We start from the raw sequence: 14,032 nt of genomic DNA, 5'->3' as shown, positions 1-14,032 counted from the left end.
CTACGCTCGCCACATGCAATCTGGTTGGGTTCCCTACAAGTGGTTTTGGCGATCGGCGGGCTACTCATCGTTCTCGCCGTGCTAGCTGTGTTTCAAGGAAGCGTACTTCTCCTCGTGACCCTAGGAGCCACCGGAGTGGTCCTGATCATCCTTGGCTACGTTGAACGGCAGCACGGCGCTCCGCCAATCCGATCGCGCAAAAGTGACACGGTTCGACTGTGCCACTCAAGATCGGATTCCTTATCTGTCTCGTATCCGAGCTGTGCCGAAACCCGTCTGTTAGGACACAAATCGATTAGGAGACAGTGCGGCAACATAAGCGTGTGCTCTCATGTCCACCCCTCGCTGGCCACCCTTAGTGGCTCGGCTGAGGGTGCATGACGATCTTGCCGACGTGCCCCCTGCGGGCAAGTTCTTCTTGCGCTTGAGCGGCTTGGTCCAGTGGGAAGGTCGCGGCGATGATGGGTTGGATCTCGGACCGCCGAGCCATGTCCATGAGGAGATCGAAATGTTTGGGCGTGTGCATCGCGGAGCCGATTACCTGCGCGTTGTGCAGATAGAGACGGCGCACGTCGAAGGTCACAGCGTACCCGCCGAGCGCACCGGCGATAACCCATCGGCCACCTTCGCGCAGCAGCGGCAGCCCCTCACCCACCAGCTCACCAGCGACGACATCGAGTGCCACCTCGATACCCTCCGGGGCGGCAGCGCGGACCTGCTCGGCAACGTCTCCCGCGCGGTCGACAACTTCGTGTGCGCCCGCCTCGCGCACCGCATCGATCTTGGATCCGCTGCTGATGGCGACCACCCTCGCGCCTCGCGCGCGGGCGATCTGCACCAGCGCAATACCGACACCGCCGGACGCTCCCGAGACCAGCACGGTCTCTTTCTCTTGCAGTCTGCCCCGCTCGATCATGCCCAGCGCAGTGCCGTAGGCGGTCGGCAACGCGGCGAGCTGATCGTCGGTGAGCAGGGATTCAGTCACGTCGTGCACACGTTTCGCCGGCGCGGTTACGTACTCGGCGTAACCACCGTCGCGTTCGCTCCCCATCAGGCCCACCGGATTCGCGTTGGGCTCTTCCGCGTCGTAGATCGCTGGGTCGACGACCACTCGCAGGCCCACGAGACCCTCGTCCACATCGGCACCAACGGCAACGACGCGGCCAGCGACATCGGCGCCCTGGATGCGCGGGAAGTCGAGCGGACCGCGCCAGCCCGATAGCGCCTTTGGGTCTTCCGGACGACCATATGCCCCCGCTCGAGTCCACAGGTCGGTGTTGTTCAGCGCCACGGCGCTGACTTGGACCAGCACTTCTCCTGACTTCGGAGCAGGCACGGCCACCTCTGTCAGCTCAAGAACCTCCGGCCCTCCATGTTCTGCGATCCGGACGGCGCGCATAGTCTTGGAAACACTCATCGTCTAATCTCCTTATCGGTACACTGATCTGTGAAGACAACCTAGTGCACACCGATCGGTGAAGGTGTGTCCGATGCGGGAAGCAAAGCACTTGACGGCTGCTGGTCATCGCGTCCTGGCGGCTGCTGGCGAGCTGTTCTACAACCGCGGGATTACAGCGGTCGGTGTAGATCTGATCGCCGAACGCTCAGGTGTGACGAAGCGGACCCTGTACAACCAGTTCGGCTCGAAAGACCACCTCGTGGCGACCTACCTCGAGGAACGTGACCAGCGCTGGCGATCACTTGTCCGCACCACGGTCGATACCTGCGACTCTCCGGTCGAGGCCGTCACTGCGCCCTTCGATGCGCTGTGCACCTGGAGTGAGACCAACACCCGCGGATGTGCATTCATCAATGCACTGGCCGAACTCCCAAACCCTTCCCATCCCGCGCACGGAGTCGCCTCGAATCAGAAGCTCTGGCTGTTGAACTTGTTCAAGGAACTCGCCACTGCGGCGGGCTGCTCCACTCCCACCGCGCTCGCCACGCAGCTCCTCGTACTGCATGAGGGTGCTCTCGCCACGCAACCGCTTCCGCTCGACACCCTCGCGGGAAGCGCTGACCTGGCGCGAGCGCTAGTTCACGCCAGCATTCCACCTCACCAATAAGCGGAGCTAGCCGAAACACGCGTGCACGGCCTCGGCCCGACCGCCCGGTGTAGGACCGGAAACGCCCACCACGACACGAAGCGATACAGAACTTGTCGATGTTCGAGGTCGCCTGCACGGATCTCCTTCGCCGATGCGCGGGTCGTGCACGTGAGTGTGAGCGTCCGGCTGCTCAAGGCCGCCTGTAGCTTCGTCGTGTTGAACTTCCGCAGCCGACGCCGCGCGGCGATTGAGGGCGATCAGGCTTCGGCGCGGAGGTATGCGTAGACGGTTTCGCTAAGGATCCCGTAGTCACGCGCGAGGGCCACCTTCGGAACGCCGGTCGCGGCTTTTTCTCGGAGTTCGGCGGCCCTGGTGGCGTCGAGCGAGGGATGTGAGTCGCAGCGATGAATGGCGCGTTTCTCGCAGCGCTTTATGGCCGATCGCCCGGTCCCGCAGGATCATCCTCAACCGGATGCAGGAGGCTGCTCAGGCGGTGCGCACGGACAGGTGCACGTTTACCACGTCTCCGAGTCCTTTGCCGAGGGTCTTTCGCAAAGCTGCCCGGATGGGCATCATGTGGGTGCCACCGCCAACGGGCAGCATAGAGGCGGCGTACTCGTGGCCGTTGACGGTGCCTTCGACTTTGACGGCTTTACCTGTGCCGAATGCCTTGGCCGAGCCTGGCATTTGGACACACAGCCATCCGCTGTTGTTGTCGGCAATGATCTGCGCCGAGAATGTTATGTCGAGGGCGGGGAAGTTGGGAGTATCTGTCATGCTCGGGCTCCTGATGGAAGGCAGTACGGGACGAGGCTGCTCATTGAGACGCTTGTTCTAGCTTTCGTGCGAATGTTGCGGCACCTTCACCTGAGAAATCTTCCTTATCGACGGGGCGCCACGAGATGGCCATGAGAAGTGCCAACGAGGTTCCTTTGACCTCTGAGCCAGAACCGTGCTCAAACCTTGAATCGGAAGCTTGCAGACGTAATCCAGCTGCGCGTTCCTTGCCACCGCCCATAGAGATGCCGGTTTTGAGTTGATAACGCAAGGCCGCGTCGATCGACTCACTCGGGTAGGAGCGCAAAAGTCCTAGGGGACGCCGAATGTCCTCACCATGCACGATTACTTCGATGAGTCGAGTTGCTAGAGCAGCAGGCGGCGTCTTGGTTGCTTCGCGTATGCGGCGGAACTCAGTCAGGGTCGCTTCCGGGGTCGCGGCACGTTCCCTGGTGATGCCGTTTGCGTTGTCTTTGTCGAAATCGAACTTCGCGGCGATCAGTCGACGGAGAAAGCTGAGACGAGTTGTCTTCGCGGAATCCACGAGATGAGCTACGACGTCGTGAATGTCCCAGCCGGGGCAGAGCGAGGGCTGGGCCCATTGCTCTGGGGTGAGCGATTCAAGTTCTCTAATGAGGGTTTGGCGTTCGTTGTGAACGGCTGGCCACACCGCGGCCGATGGTCGGGAAGGCATGGGGCAATATAACCACGCGATACGACCGGCTAACTAGTACCGACACGCGACAGGGACGACCAGTGGGTGTATCTCACGACGTTTGGGTCAGCGTGCGCGTTTGGACGGGATGTGAGCGTTGGTAGTTGATCGTCGTCGAAACGATGACAGACCCTATCAACCAGGACGGCGGAAATGGCAATGCTCGAAGACCGGAATGGCGGAACTCCCGCCGTTCGTGAACGACCGTCCACGAAACACGCGGCAGTCGACGTGGAGAAATCGGACCGTCGTATTCAACGGCTCGTGTCCGAGACCTATGTTTTTGCGAGGCACGTCAGAGGTACAGTTTTGTCATGGCATCTGTCGGTTACGCCCGAGTCTCCACCCGAGAGCAGAATCTCGACGCGCAAACCGACGCTCTCGAGGCGGCTGCCTGCGAGAAGGTGTTCGTCGAGCACGCCTCCGGAGTCCTCGCCAAACGGCCGGCCCTAGATGACGCCCTCGATTATCTCCGCGACGGCGACACCCTCGTCGTGACGAAACTTGACCGGCTCGGCCGGTCCGTCCGGAACTTGAAGGAGGTAGCCGACGGGCTCGAGCGGCGCGGCGTGGGCCTGAAAGCTCTCTCCCAGGGCATTGACACGACGACCCCGGGCGGGCGGCTGTTCTTCCACATGCTCGCCGCGATCGCAGAATTCGAGCACGACCTCATCGTCGAACGCACCAAAGACGGTCTCGCTGCCGCGCGTGCTCGAGGCAGGAAAGGCGGCGGTCGTTCGAAGATGACGGCGACGAAGGCGCGTCAGGCGCGAGCGATGTATGACGAGAAGACGTTCACGGTGCAGCAGATCGCCGAAACCTTCGGGGTCTCTCGCGGCACCATCTACCGTCACCTCGGTGAAGACGTCAGCCCTGCGTAGGTCGTGACCCGCAATGGCGCAGAAAACAGCCGAGATGAAACTCGCACTTCTGCGTCGACACGACGACGGCGTCCCCTGGACCCGGATCACAGCCGACTCCGGAGTGCCGGTACGCACCCTCACCCGCTGGGCGAGCAGGTATCGGGCTGATCCAAGCTCGCGCGCTCTGGAACGTCCCCGCCGAGGTGACCGGGGCATAAGACGGATTGCCCCCGGGCTGGTGGAGGTCGTGGAGGCTCTAGCCTTGCGCCGACCGGAGCCGACGGCGGCGTTCATCCATCGCCGTGTCTGTGACATCGCACACGACCGGGCCCTTGCAGCGCCGAGCTACACCACCGTCCGAACGATCATCGCCGGACTCGACCCGGGACTTCGCACCCTCGCCCAGCACGGGGATGCCGCCTACCGGGACCGGTTCGAGTTGGTGTTCCGCCGCAACGCCAGCCGCCCCAACGAGCAGTGGCAGGTCGACCACACCCTCCTCGATGTCGCCGTCCTCGACAAGACCGGCATCTCCGTCCGGCCCTGGCTGACGATCGTCCTCGATGACTACTCCCGCGCGATCGCCGGGTACACCGTCTTCATCGGCGCCCCCACGGCGGAACAGACCGCCCTTGCCCTGCATCAGGCTGTCAACAGGAAAGCGAACTCCGGCTGGCCCGTCTGCGGTCTGCCCGATGTGCTGTATAGCGACCACGGCTCGGACTTCACCTCCGCCCGCCTGGAACGCGTGTGCCTTGACACCCACATTCAGCTAATCCACTCCCGAGTCGGCGTCCCGCAGGGACGCGGAAAGATCGAACGGTTCTACGGAACCGTCACCACCGAGCTCCTCCCGCACCTGCCCGGGCACATCCCGCACGGAACCAACGGCACCTTCATCACCCCGCCCGCCCTGACCCTCCGGCAGCTCGACGAGATCCTCGAACGATTCATCGTCGACGACTACAACCATCGTCCGCACTCGGAAACCCACGAGGCACCCTCGATGCGGTGGGCTGCGTCAGGTTTCATCCCGCGAAGCCCCGCGCATCCCGAGGACCTCGATCTGCTCCTTCTTACTTACTGCGGCGGCAACCAGGAAAGTCCAACGAGACGGCATCCAGTTCGCCTCCACCCGGTACGTCTCAACCGTCCTCGCCGCCTACGTCGGGGAGCAGGTGACCGTCCGCTTCAACCCACGCGACGCAGGCGAGATCCGCGTCTACTTCGACGACGCCTTCCTCTGCCGAGCCATCGCCCCAGAACTCGCATCAGAGTCCGTCTCGTTATCGGAGCTGCAAGGTGTCCGCGCCAAGCGGCGGCGGGAGCTAAAACAGCAGCTCCGGCAGCGGCGGAGCCTTGCCGACGCTCTCCCCGGCGACACCCGCTACCTGCCCATCGACACCGAGGAGGCAGAAGCCGGCGAGGCTGAACCGGTGCTGCCATCACAGCCCGCCCCACGAAAAGGATTGCGTCTCTATGCCACCGACTGACCCCGGCCACAGCATCCTCGGCAAGAACGACGACGGCCGACGGTTCCTCCTCGAACGATTCGGCGAGGTCAACACCACCCCGGTCCCCAAGACCGGAATGGCACCTTTTCAAACGACCCGAGAGCACCGGCGCTTCACCGAGTTCGCGGACACCGTCCGCGCCCACCGCTACATCGGCTTGTGCTGGGGCCCACCCGGCGTGGGAAAGACCTTGTCCGCCCGGCACTACGCCGGGACCGACGAGTGGGAACAATGGCAAACCATCTTCGAGGACAACTTCGGCCCCATGCCTCCCCGGGTTCTCGAAGCGCACACCGCCTTCTTCACCCCCAGTGTCGCCGCGACCGTCCGGGAGATCGACCGCGGCCTGCCCACCGCCTGCCAACGAATCTCCTTCGCTATCGACTACCACGAGCACGGACTCGTCGACCCTTACGTCTATACGCAGTCCCGCTCGAGCGGCCGCACCGAACTGCTCATCATCGACGAAGCCGACCGGCTCAAAACAACAGGCCTCGAGCAAGTCCGCGACTACTTCGACCGGCACAACATGGGCGTCATCCTCATCGGCATGCCCGGCATCGAGAAACGACTTGCCCGCTACCCGCAGCTTTACAGCCGCATCGGATTCGCCCACGAATACAAACCACTCACCCCTGACGAACTCACCGCCGTCCTCAGCAATCGCCTTCCGGCAGGAGATGCGGCGGACGACGACGGTATTGGCCACGCCACCGCGATCGCCACAATCGTCCGCGTGACCGGCGGCAACTTCCGCCTCGTCGACCGGCTCATTACCCAGATCGAACGAATCCAAAAGCTAAACATGCTCGACGGACTTACGCCGGAAGTCGTCGACGCCGCCCGTCAAGCTTTACTCATCGGCCAGTAAGCGCCGCAATAACTGGACCAGTTACTTCTGCGGTTCACAAGCTTCCTCAGAATCACCGGAATCTTGCGGTGCGCCGATTCTCATAACTACGTCGCATAACCGCATGCTTGAAGTGTGGTACTCGCCATTGGTTATGAGACACCCCGGGGGCAGAAATGACGAAACTGATCGGCTACGCGCGCGTCCACGCGACAGCAGTCCACCGACCGGCAACAGATCGACATCCTCGCCGCTGGCGTCCGGCGTGACGACCTCTACGTCGACCACGGCGTCTCCGGTGCTCGAGCATCACGGCCTCAGTTCGACCGTGCGCTCGACGCACTCCACGACGGCGACACTCTCGTCATCACGACCCTGGACCGGCTGGGCCGATCGGCGCAGAACATGCTCGCTTTCGCCGAGGAGCTCCGCGGTCGCGGCGCCGGCCTTCGCGTACTCAACCTGGGCGGCGGCGATGTCGATACCGCGACACCGATGGGGTCCATGCTGTTCACGATCACGGCTGCACTCGGGCAGATGGAACACGAAATCAAACGAGAACGTGTGATCGACTCCATCAACAAGCGCCGCAACGCCGGCAAGGATCTCGGTGGGAGGCCGCGGCTCATCACCGACAGCCAAATCCGCAATGCGCGTCGACTCATCGACGGTGGGGAGCCAGTGACAACGGTTGCCCGCGATCTTGGAATGTCTCGAGCAACGTTCTATCGCCGAGCGCGGGTATTGGACCTCGCCGGAGAGTCATCTGAGGCGTCCGAACGCGCCCCGTATAGCCTCCCTTCACCGGGCATTTTCTCGGACGGGGCTTACGGGACGATCGCCCTCTCGACACCGCAGGGAACCGAGTAGACGACGATGATTCGAAGGTGTCCCGGTCGCCGTCCGGCTATCGGACACCCGGCAGATCTAGGTCCAGCACATACGTCTGCGACGGACGTCCCAACAGCGAATGCGGGAATAGCTCTCCCCACGGTCGCCAGCCGTTCTTTTCGTAGAGGTGCACAGCAGCGCGATGATCGGCAAGAACGTGAAGAACAGACCGCTCATGGCCATGCAGAGCAAGCGCGGCGGCTGCTCCAGTTAGAAGTGCGCCGCCAAGCCCGCTCCCCTGAGCGCCGGGAGCGACAGCGAGCAGACCGATGACAGGCGAGCCGGATGGATCACTGGCCAGACCCGAACCTGGTTTCGTTGCCAGTACAAACCCGACGAGCCCAGCGGCTGCATCCTCGGCCACGATCCAACATTCTGAATTGTCAAATTTGAGTCGAGCTCGCTCGGCTACTCCATCGACCGCTTCACCATCCCGAGCGACGCACGCCGCGACCCAAAGCGAAACGCACCCCGCCGCATCCTCTGCGGTGCCACTTCGAAACACAAAATCGTTCTTCCCGCACGGCTTCGCCATGTCTCGAGTTTCCCACCCGCTTCGATGATCATTCCGCTCCCGGTTGGTGGACGCGCTGTGCATATCGGGGCTCAGGTTTCCAGGCGTGGACTGGCGAGCGTTTTGGGCGTTCATTTCGCGGGCATCACGACCGGACGCCGCTCCATGTGCCGCCAAGCTCCTCCGGAGAGAGGACTCAGCGTGACGAGCGTGTAGACGATCGCGACGATTCCGAAGGCGAGCGACAGGCCGATCGTGTCGGCAGCGATGCCGCCGAGTAGGGCGCCGAACGGCACACCCGACCACGCACCGGCGTTGATCAGGCCGAACACCCGGCCGCGCATGTGTTCGGGAACGCGTTCGAACTCCACCGCGCCGAGAATCGGGTTGATCGCCCCAGCCGCCAGGCCCGAGAGCGCGGTCATTGCGACGAGCGCGGGCAGCGGCGCACCGACGGCAAAGGCAGCGCTCGACGGGCCGCCAGCCAAGGCGAAGCAAACCGCCAGGGTCACGCGGCGGGGCACACGGTGAGCGACGAAGCCGAAGGCCACGTTGCCCACCAGGGCGCAACCGCCCATGACCGCCACCAGCAGACCCAGAGCGGCCGCGCCTCCCAGACGATCGTTCGCATAGAGGGGCATCAGGGTCGAGCCGCGGGCGGCGTCGAGCAGGTTCGTGACCAGGACGAGGCCGACGACCAACCGCATCAGCGGGTCGTGGATGACGAAGCGGAAGCCTTCGCCCAGGTCGGCCCAGTAGGAGGAACGGGGAACGTCAACACTGTCGCCGCTCGGCCTGACGGCGGCGGGCACGGCTGCCACGAACGCCCAGGTCAGCAGGGCAGAGACCGCGAACGTTGCCGCGTTGACGAAAAGGGCTGCGATCGGCCCCAGGAGCGCGACGAGCAGGCCGGCGATCGAGGCGCCGATCAGCTTGGCGAAGCGTTCAGAACCGTCCAGGAGCCCGACACTCTGCTCGATTCGCACGCCGGCCCGCACCGTCAAGCCGGGCAGCATAACGCGCCGGGCGGTCTGTCCCGGGGTGTCGAGCAGTCCGCCCGCGAATACCAGGATGAGAAGGGCCCAGAATGGCAGCCCGACGGTCAGCGCCAGTACCGGCATGGCCAGCACGGTGGCACCACTCACGAGGTCCGCAACGATCGCTGCTTTACGGTGACCCACCCTGTCCACGACAACCCCGCCGAGCGCCCCGCCGACCACAACCGGGGCTGTGGCAAAGAATGCTGCTATTCCCACCTCGACACCCGACCCACCAAGGCCGAGGACGTAGAAGGGGATGGCGAACGCTGTGATCACGTTGCCCGTTTGCGAGATCGCGTGGGCAGCCAGCAGGGCCGAGAGGGCGCCGGTCTCGCGGCGGTTGCGAGGCAGCGCCTCCATCATGTTCTTCCTCATCGGCGGTCTGACTCAGGGACGGCGATAAGCCTGGTAGACGAGCACCACGGGCTCGGCGCCATCGGCCATGGCCGGGTCGTGGGCGGCGCTCGCGTCGACCCACCGGTTGACCAGAGCTTCGAGCTCGGCCCGCATAGTGCCCAGTTCCTCGACCGTAAGACGAAGACTGCGGTCCCCGCTCGCGCCTGCCGCGACCCACTCGCGGGGCAAGGCCGGTGTCGCGTCGATGTAGTCCGTAAACCGGGCGGCGTAGGCCTGAGCAATGGACTTCTGCAAAACAGAAGACGCCGCCAGCTTGTCGGGGTCGTCGAGCAGATCGGCGGGCTCCCAGCTGGTCAGCAGTGTCGTGGCCCTCCACCAGCGTTCGCGGTGGTCGGTGCTCTGAGCCTCGGCGGGCTCAATCAGGGCGATGGAGGCAAGCTTTCCGAGGTGGTAGCTGATGGTACCGGGAGCCTCATCGACGACGTCGCCGAGCTGGGCGGCGGTCAACGGGCCGCGTTCGCGAAGTAGGCCGAGCAGACGAAGCCGGGTCGGATGCGCGAGGACCCGCATGGAGGCAGCCGAGTTGAGCGTGGTGCGTGAGGCGTCGCGGGGGGTCATACCGATGACCCTATAAGAACAACAGCTATTGCGCAATGATTGTTGCGCAATAACTGTCACTCGATCTTTCTCTCGCTCCTAAGCTGAGCCCATGGTCAACGAGGCGGAACATGAGGGCCGGGCTCTTCGGGTCGAAGGTTTGGTGAACGCACGCGATCTCGGTGGTCTCCCACGACGAAATAGAAAACTGACGCCCCGGGGCGTCCAGTTCCGAGAACGTTGACTGGGTTACCCCGGCGGGGTGGGACCAAATGCATGAAGCCGGTATCCGCACCATCGTCGACCTCCGCCAGGCAGGAGAACGATCCGTTGCGGAGTCTGGCGGATTCACTCGACGCCCACCCTCCCTTCACTCTCTACATGATTCAAAGGGCCGAGGACCGGCGCGCAATTGGCGGGATCGGCTTTTTCGGTGCGCCGGGTGCAGACGGAGTGGTCGAACTGGGCTACGGAGACCAACCCATGCGAGGACTAGGCCTGGCGACGGAAGCATTACTGGCGGCGATCACGATTGCCGCGACCTACGGCGCACTGCGAGTCAAAGCAGACACTGCGGTCGAGAACATCGCCTCCCAGCGCGCAATCGACAAAGCAGGGTTCCTCAAAACTTCTCGGTCAAGTGAGGCCATCTATTACGCGCTCGATCTGAGGCGCGAAACGCAGATTTGGCCGTAGTAGACGCCAGCCGTTCGATCGACCAAGCGCAAACCGTTCCCTTACGTGTGCCGTGTACCGTCGAGTGATGCCAAGCTACGAAAGCTCCGACGGTTCAGCACTTCACTACGATGACGTGCGCCTGAAGGACAGCGACGGCGACAAATGCCCGGTTATCCTCATTGCCGGAGGAGCGGCCCGCCACCCCAGCTACCTTGGTGATCTGGCCGGCCTCAGCGATCGGCACCGCCTCATCGTGCCCCACCTACGAGGTGTCGGACGCACGGCCGCGCCGGACACGGAAGAGCGGGGGTCGTTCTGGACTCAAGCCGACGACATCGAGCACCTGCGTGTTCATCTCGGCCTCGATCGCGTCGTTCTGATGGCTCACTCAGCGGGAACGAGATTGGCCCTTGCCTACGCGGCGCAGTTCACACTCAGCGTTGCCAGGCTGGTGCTGATCACACCGCCGGCGGCTTATCTCGTCGATGAGCCATCCGATGCCCAAACGCTGAGCGAGAAGCGGCGCGGAGATTCGATTTTCGAAGCCGCTTTCGCAGCTTTGGAAGCGGGGCCCCAGACGGTTGACGATGACGGGTTCAACGCCTGGCGACAGGAGTCGGCGCCGGCCGGATACGCGAACTGGGGCGCAACAGAGCGATCCCATGCGACGATCGGGCGATGGAGCCTGCCCGCCACGAAGGCGTATTTTAGTGTCGCCCCACCGCGCGACCTCGCGGCGCGGCTGGGGCAGGTGAAGGCCCCCGTGTTGGTGATTGCCGGAGCCGAGGACTGCCTCACCGGATTAGCGCCGGTGGCCGCGCTGGCACGCCTCTTTCCCACAGGTGAATGCGTGGTCATCGAAAGGAGCGGGCACTACCCGTGGATCGAACAGCCGGCTGCCTTCCGGGGAACGATCGACGCGTTCCTCGAGCAGCCGTCTAAATCAGCGGCGACGAGAGGCTGATTGCCCGGAAAGGGTTCCCCTTCGGGCACAAGGGGTGACATTCAGCACTGCGAACTGGACGCCCTTTAGCGCTGCGATTCGAACCACTTACCGAGGACAAGGCCAGCGCGAAATCGGACAGGGATTACTAATAGAGTCGGCACATGGTGAAAAGCAGGGTGGCATTGACGAAGCCAATCGGCATTTCTCTGATCGTTGTCGGCGTACTCGCTGCTCTCTGCGTAGTCGGGCTAGCTTGGCTAACCGCCACATACGGAGGACTTGACTACAAATGCGTCGTTGAGGGACCACGGCGTGAGTCCGCCCCGTTCGCGGTCGCGTCGGAAGCTGTGCGGGTACATGGATCTTTCTCGTCGTGGCCTCTGGGGCGCGCCTGTGAGTGGGAGCCTGCAGACGGTCAGGGCTTTGTGACTGCGGGTCCCAGCTGGACCACGACGATCGTTTTCTTGGTCTGGATCGCCATTGCATCTGTCGGCGCGGTTATCCTTGCCGTCGGAGGTGCGCGCACGCGCTCAGGAGCCGAAATAGGGTAATACCCGCTAGGCGACCCGTATGAGGTTCCCCTTACGAAACGGAGCAATAGGCGGGGGATCGACTGTTGGCCTTTTTGGGTGTCCCGGTCGGCGTCCCGCTCACGGCACCCTTCGTCAAGCTACTCTCGGATTCATGTTGAAGACATTTGTTCGACAAGCGAGGGCCGACGATCTGGAACTTCTTGAAGTGATCGAGAATGAAGCTGACGCGCTGTTCGCGACCGTGTTCTCGATAGTCGGCTGGCGGCCTGCTCCTTCTTATACGAAGCCATCACAGCAGAGTGGCTTCATCCTCGTAGCCAGCGACAGTCCAGGATCGGATGCGATCGGGTTTGTCCACGTCCTCGAAGTCTCTGGCAGCGGTCATCTCGAGCAGCTATCGGTCAGGCCGTCAGCGGCGCACCACGGGCATGGGCGCGCGCTCGTCGAAGCAGTCAAGAGCGAATCAAGACTGCGCGGATGCAAACGGGTCACCCTGCGAACGTTCGCGGACGTTCCATGGAACGCCCCCTTCTACTTGAGCTGTGGTTTTATCGAGCGTGGTCCCGATTCTGATTTTCTTCGAGATCTGTTAGTAGCGGAGCAACAGCGAGGACTTGGGTACGGCCGGCGTGTTCAAATGAACTTCGACCTGACTGATGAGTTGCCCCGATAACCGTTCGCCTGGCGACACGTCTCCACCCCCTGGCAGGATGAGCGAATGCGAATCGATCCTGAACCCAACTGCGCGGAATTCGTCATGCTCGCGCAGTACCTCGATTATCAGCGTGAGACGTTGCTCTCGAAGACCGACGGCCTGACCCGTGAGCAGTTGGCACAGAAGCACTCCCCCTCCGAACTCACCCTCGCGGGCCTGCTCAACCATCTGGCGCTGGTGGAAGAAGACTGGATGGAGGTCCGCTTCGCTGGCCTCCCTGATCGAGAGCCATGGGCCAGCGTCGACTGGGACGACGACCCAAACTGGGAGTTCCGCACTGCCGCTCTTCTCGATCCGGTGCTGTTGCGGAGTCGCTACCGCGACGCCTGTGATCGGAGCCGGGCAGTCGTATCCAAATCGACAGGCTTGGATCAGCTGTCGGTCAAGACGCTGGGCGATGGACGCAACTTCTCGCTCCGATGGGTGCTGCTGCACCTTGTCGAGGAGACCGCCCGCCACGCCGGCCACGCCGACTTTCTGCGCGAAGCAATCGACGGCACGGTCGGTGAATAGCAAACGAAAACGTCAGAATCCTCGCTAGAGGAAACGTCGTGGAACAGCATCGACCCTTTAGTCATTCGGTGACCGGCAGTTGACCAGTCGCGTTGCAGGTTCGGCTACGGGCCTTGACTCTGTAGCCGGCGATTTCTTTCTTTCCAGTCTTCAAACGCTTACCCGGTGTCTGGCAGCTCGTACTTTGAAAAGGAGGGGGTACACGAAATGCAACTGCAAAGACCGGCCTTTCCCGTGCTCCTCGCCGTGACTGCGCGGTCTTGGATCCTCGGTATTCCGTCGATGGCCCTCATGGCCGTGGCTGGGCTTCAGTTCGCGTTCATCTCACATGCGGGTATCGGCGAATTCTGCCATCAGAACCCCAAGCTAGGCAATCTGGCTCTGCCCTCAGCAGGCTGGATGTTAACGCCGACCCAAAACAGGGCCAGTAGTGCCGTTTGAAAACAGGGCCACTATGTGTGTTTCTACTATGCCGTACCGG

At 62.9% G+C, this 14,032-nt stretch carries 15 protein-coding genes and 2 pseudogenes; 10 read left to right on the top strand and 7 right to left on the bottom strand.

What is annotated here, in order from left to right; translation table 11 throughout:
- Positions 1-355: 355 nt before the first annotated feature.
- The gene (locus tag CXY82_RS01885; RefSeq protein WP_104169440.1) at positions 356-1,417 is read right to left on the bottom strand and encodes a zinc-binding dehydrogenase; all 1,062 of its coding nucleotides are present in this window, start codon (positions 1,415-1,417) and stop codon (positions 356-358) included.
- 73 nt (positions 1,418-1,490) lie between these two features.
- Between CXY82_RS01885 and CXY82_RS01880 the strand changes: the two genes are divergently transcribed.
- A complete protein-coding gene (locus tag CXY82_RS01880; RefSeq protein ID WP_104169439.1) occupies positions 1,491-2,066 on the top strand; it encodes a TetR/AcrR family transcriptional regulator in 576 nt (191 codons plus the stop codon).
- A 468-nt stretch (positions 2,067-2,534) separates the two neighbouring features.
- On the opposite strand, the gene CXY82_RS01870 is transcribed toward CXY82_RS01880, so the two are convergent.
- Both CXY82_RS01870 and CXY82_RS01865 read right to left on the bottom strand, forming a co-directional pair.
- A complete protein-coding gene (locus tag CXY82_RS01870) occupies positions 2,535-2,825 on the bottom strand; it encodes a DUF1905 domain-containing protein (protein WP_104169438.1) in 291 nt (96 codons plus the stop codon).
- Positions 2,826-2,865: 40 nt separating this feature from the next.
- The gene (locus CXY82_RS01865) at positions 2,866-3,519 is read right to left on the bottom strand and encodes a maleylpyruvate isomerase family mycothiol-dependent enzyme (protein ID WP_104169437.1); all 654 of its coding nucleotides are present in this window, start codon (positions 3,517-3,519) and stop codon (positions 2,866-2,868) included.
- Between the two features lie 335 nt (positions 3,520-3,854).
- On the opposite strand from CXY82_RS01865, the gene CXY82_RS01860 reads away from it, so the two are divergent.
- Positions 3,855-4,421 carry a recombinase family protein gene (locus tag CXY82_RS01860; RefSeq protein ID WP_104169436.1) on the top strand — a complete coding sequence of 189 codons (567 nt, stop codon included), beginning with the start codon at positions 3,855-3,857 and terminating at the stop codon, positions 4,419-4,421.
- A gap of 13 nt (positions 4,422-4,434) precedes the next feature.
- Positions 4,435-5,142: pseudogene (locus CXY82_RS17755) on the top strand (DDE-type integrase/transposase/recombinase); the annotation flags it as partial.
- Positions 5,143-5,175: 33 nt separating this feature from the next.
- On the opposite strand, the gene CXY82_RS17750 reads toward CXY82_RS17755, so the two are convergent.
- On the bottom strand, positions 5,176-5,376 hold the full coding sequence (locus CXY82_RS17750; protein ID WP_233199143.1) for a hypothetical protein: 201 nt from the start codon (positions 5,374-5,376) through the stop codon (positions 5,176-5,178).
- Here CXY82_RS17750 and CXY82_RS17745 point away from each other — a divergent pair.
- The 3 genes and pseudogenes from CXY82_RS17745 to CXY82_RS01845 form a co-directional block, all read left to right on the top strand.
- Positions 5,375-5,896, top strand: coding sequence for a Mu transposase C-terminal domain-containing protein (locus CXY82_RS17745; RefSeq protein WP_370443664.1), 522 nt, complete (start codon positions 5,375-5,377; stop codon positions 5,894-5,896). The two genes, CXY82_RS17750 and CXY82_RS17745, sit on opposite strands and share 2 nt — an antisense overlap.
- The gene (locus CXY82_RS01850; protein WP_199180852.1) at positions 5,883-6,788 is read left to right on the top strand and encodes an AAA family ATPase; all 906 of its coding nucleotides are present in this window, start codon (positions 5,883-5,885) and stop codon (positions 6,786-6,788) included. Before CXY82_RS17745 ends, CXY82_RS01850 begins: the two co-directional genes overlap by 14 nt.
- 155 nt (positions 6,789-6,943) lie before the next feature.
- Positions 6,944-7,514, top strand: a pseudogene (locus CXY82_RS01845) (recombinase family protein); the annotation flags it as partial.
- A gap of 160 nt (positions 7,515-7,674) precedes the next feature.
- Here CXY82_RS01845 and CXY82_RS18455 read toward each other — a convergent pair.
- The 3 genes from CXY82_RS18455 to CXY82_RS01830 form a co-directional block, all read right to left on the bottom strand.
- A complete protein-coding gene (locus CXY82_RS18455) occupies positions 7,675-8,193 on the bottom strand; it encodes a GNAT family N-acetyltransferase (RefSeq protein ID WP_158252108.1) in 519 nt (172 codons plus the stop codon).
- Between the two features lie 110 nt (positions 8,194-8,303).
- On the bottom strand, positions 8,304-9,575 hold the full coding sequence (locus CXY82_RS01835; RefSeq protein WP_233199135.1) for an MFS transporter: 1,272 nt from the start codon (positions 9,573-9,575) through the stop codon (positions 8,304-8,306).
- Positions 9,576-9,599: 24 nt separating this feature from the next.
- The gene (locus tag CXY82_RS01830; protein WP_104169434.1) at positions 9,600-10,187 is read right to left on the bottom strand and encodes a helix-turn-helix domain-containing protein; all 588 of its coding nucleotides are present in this window, start codon (positions 10,185-10,187) and stop codon (positions 9,600-9,602) included.
- A gap of 255 nt (positions 10,188-10,442) precedes the next feature.
- On the opposite strand from CXY82_RS01830, the gene CXY82_RS01825 reads away from it, so the two are divergent.
- From CXY82_RS01825 to CXY82_RS01810, 4 genes are all read left to right on the top strand, one after another.
- The gene (locus CXY82_RS01825) at positions 10,443-10,862 is read left to right on the top strand and encodes a GNAT family N-acetyltransferase (protein WP_104169433.1); all 420 of its coding nucleotides are present in this window, start codon (positions 10,443-10,445) and stop codon (positions 10,860-10,862) included.
- A gap of 67 nt (positions 10,863-10,929) precedes the next feature.
- Entirely contained in the window at positions 10,930-11,808 is an 879-nt protein-coding gene (locus CXY82_RS01820; protein ID WP_104169432.1) for an alpha/beta fold hydrolase, read from the top strand.
- Between the two features lie 666 nt (positions 11,809-12,474).
- Positions 12,475-12,996, top strand: a complete 522-nt coding sequence (locus tag CXY82_RS01815; protein WP_104169431.1) for a GNAT family N-acetyltransferase — start codon at positions 12,475-12,477, stop codon at positions 12,994-12,996.
- Between the two features lie 45 nt (positions 12,997-13,041).
- A complete protein-coding gene (locus CXY82_RS01810) occupies positions 13,042-13,551 on the top strand; it encodes a DinB family protein (RefSeq protein ID WP_104169430.1) in 510 nt (169 codons plus the stop codon).
- The last annotated feature ends 481 nt before the right edge of the window (positions 13,552-14,032 follow it).

Origin of the sequence: Cryobacterium sp. M23, assembly GCF_002929655.1 — a bacterium.
GTDB lineage: Bacteria > Actinomycetota > Actinomycetes > Actinomycetales > Microbacteriaceae > Cryobacterium > Cryobacterium sandaracinum.
This window is presented reverse-complemented; position numbering and strand designations above follow the sequence as displayed.

Coding starts and splice junctions, on each gene's coding strand:
- CXY82_RS01885 (WP_104169440.1), bottom strand. CDS start 1,417: ATGAGTGTTTCCAAGACTATGCGCGCCGTCCGGATCGCAGAACATGGA.
- CXY82_RS01880 (WP_104169439.1), top strand. CDS start 1,491: ATGCGGGAAGCAAAGCACTTGACGGCTGCTGGTCATCGCGTCCTGGCG.
- CXY82_RS01870 (WP_104169438.1), bottom strand. CDS start 2,825: ATGACAGATACTCCCAACTTCCCCGCCCTCGACATAACATTCTCGGCG.
- CXY82_RS01865 (WP_104169437.1), bottom strand. CDS start 3,519: ATGCCTTCCCGACCATCGGCCGCGGTGTGGCCAGCCGTTCACAACGAA.
- CXY82_RS01860 (WP_104169436.1), top strand. CDS start 3,855: ATGGCATCTGTCGGTTACGCCCGAGTCTCCACCCGAGAGCAGAATCTC.
- CXY82_RS17750 (WP_233199143.1), bottom strand. CDS start 5,376: ATGGTTGTAGTCGTCGACGATGAATCGTTCGAGGATCTCGTCGAGCTG.
- CXY82_RS01850 (WP_199180852.1), top strand. CDS start 5,883: ATGCCACCGACTGACCCCGGCCACAGCATCCTCGGCAAGAACGACGAC.
- CXY82_RS18455 (WP_158252108.1), bottom strand. CDS start 8,193: ATGGCGAAGCCGTGCGGGAAGAACGATTTTGTGTTTCGAAGTGGCACC.
- CXY82_RS01835 (WP_233199135.1), bottom strand. CDS start 9,575: ATGATGGAGGCGCTGCCTCGCAACCGCCGCGAGACCGGCGCCCTCTCG.
- CXY82_RS01830 (WP_104169434.1), bottom strand. CDS start 10,187: ATGACCCCCCGCGACGCCTCACGCACCACGCTCAACTCGGCTGCCTCC.
- CXY82_RS01825 (WP_104169433.1), top strand. CDS start 10,443: ATGAAGCCGGTATCCGCACCATCGTCGACCTCCGCCAGGCAGGAGAAC.
- CXY82_RS01820 (WP_104169432.1), top strand. CDS start 10,930: ATGCCAAGCTACGAAAGCTCCGACGGTTCAGCACTTCACTACGATGAC.
- CXY82_RS01815 (WP_104169431.1), top strand. CDS start 12,475: ATGTTGAAGACATTTGTTCGACAAGCGAGGGCCGACGATCTGGAACTT.
- CXY82_RS01810 (WP_104169430.1), top strand. CDS start 13,042: ATGCGAATCGATCCTGAACCCAACTGCGCGGAATTCGTCATGCTCGCG.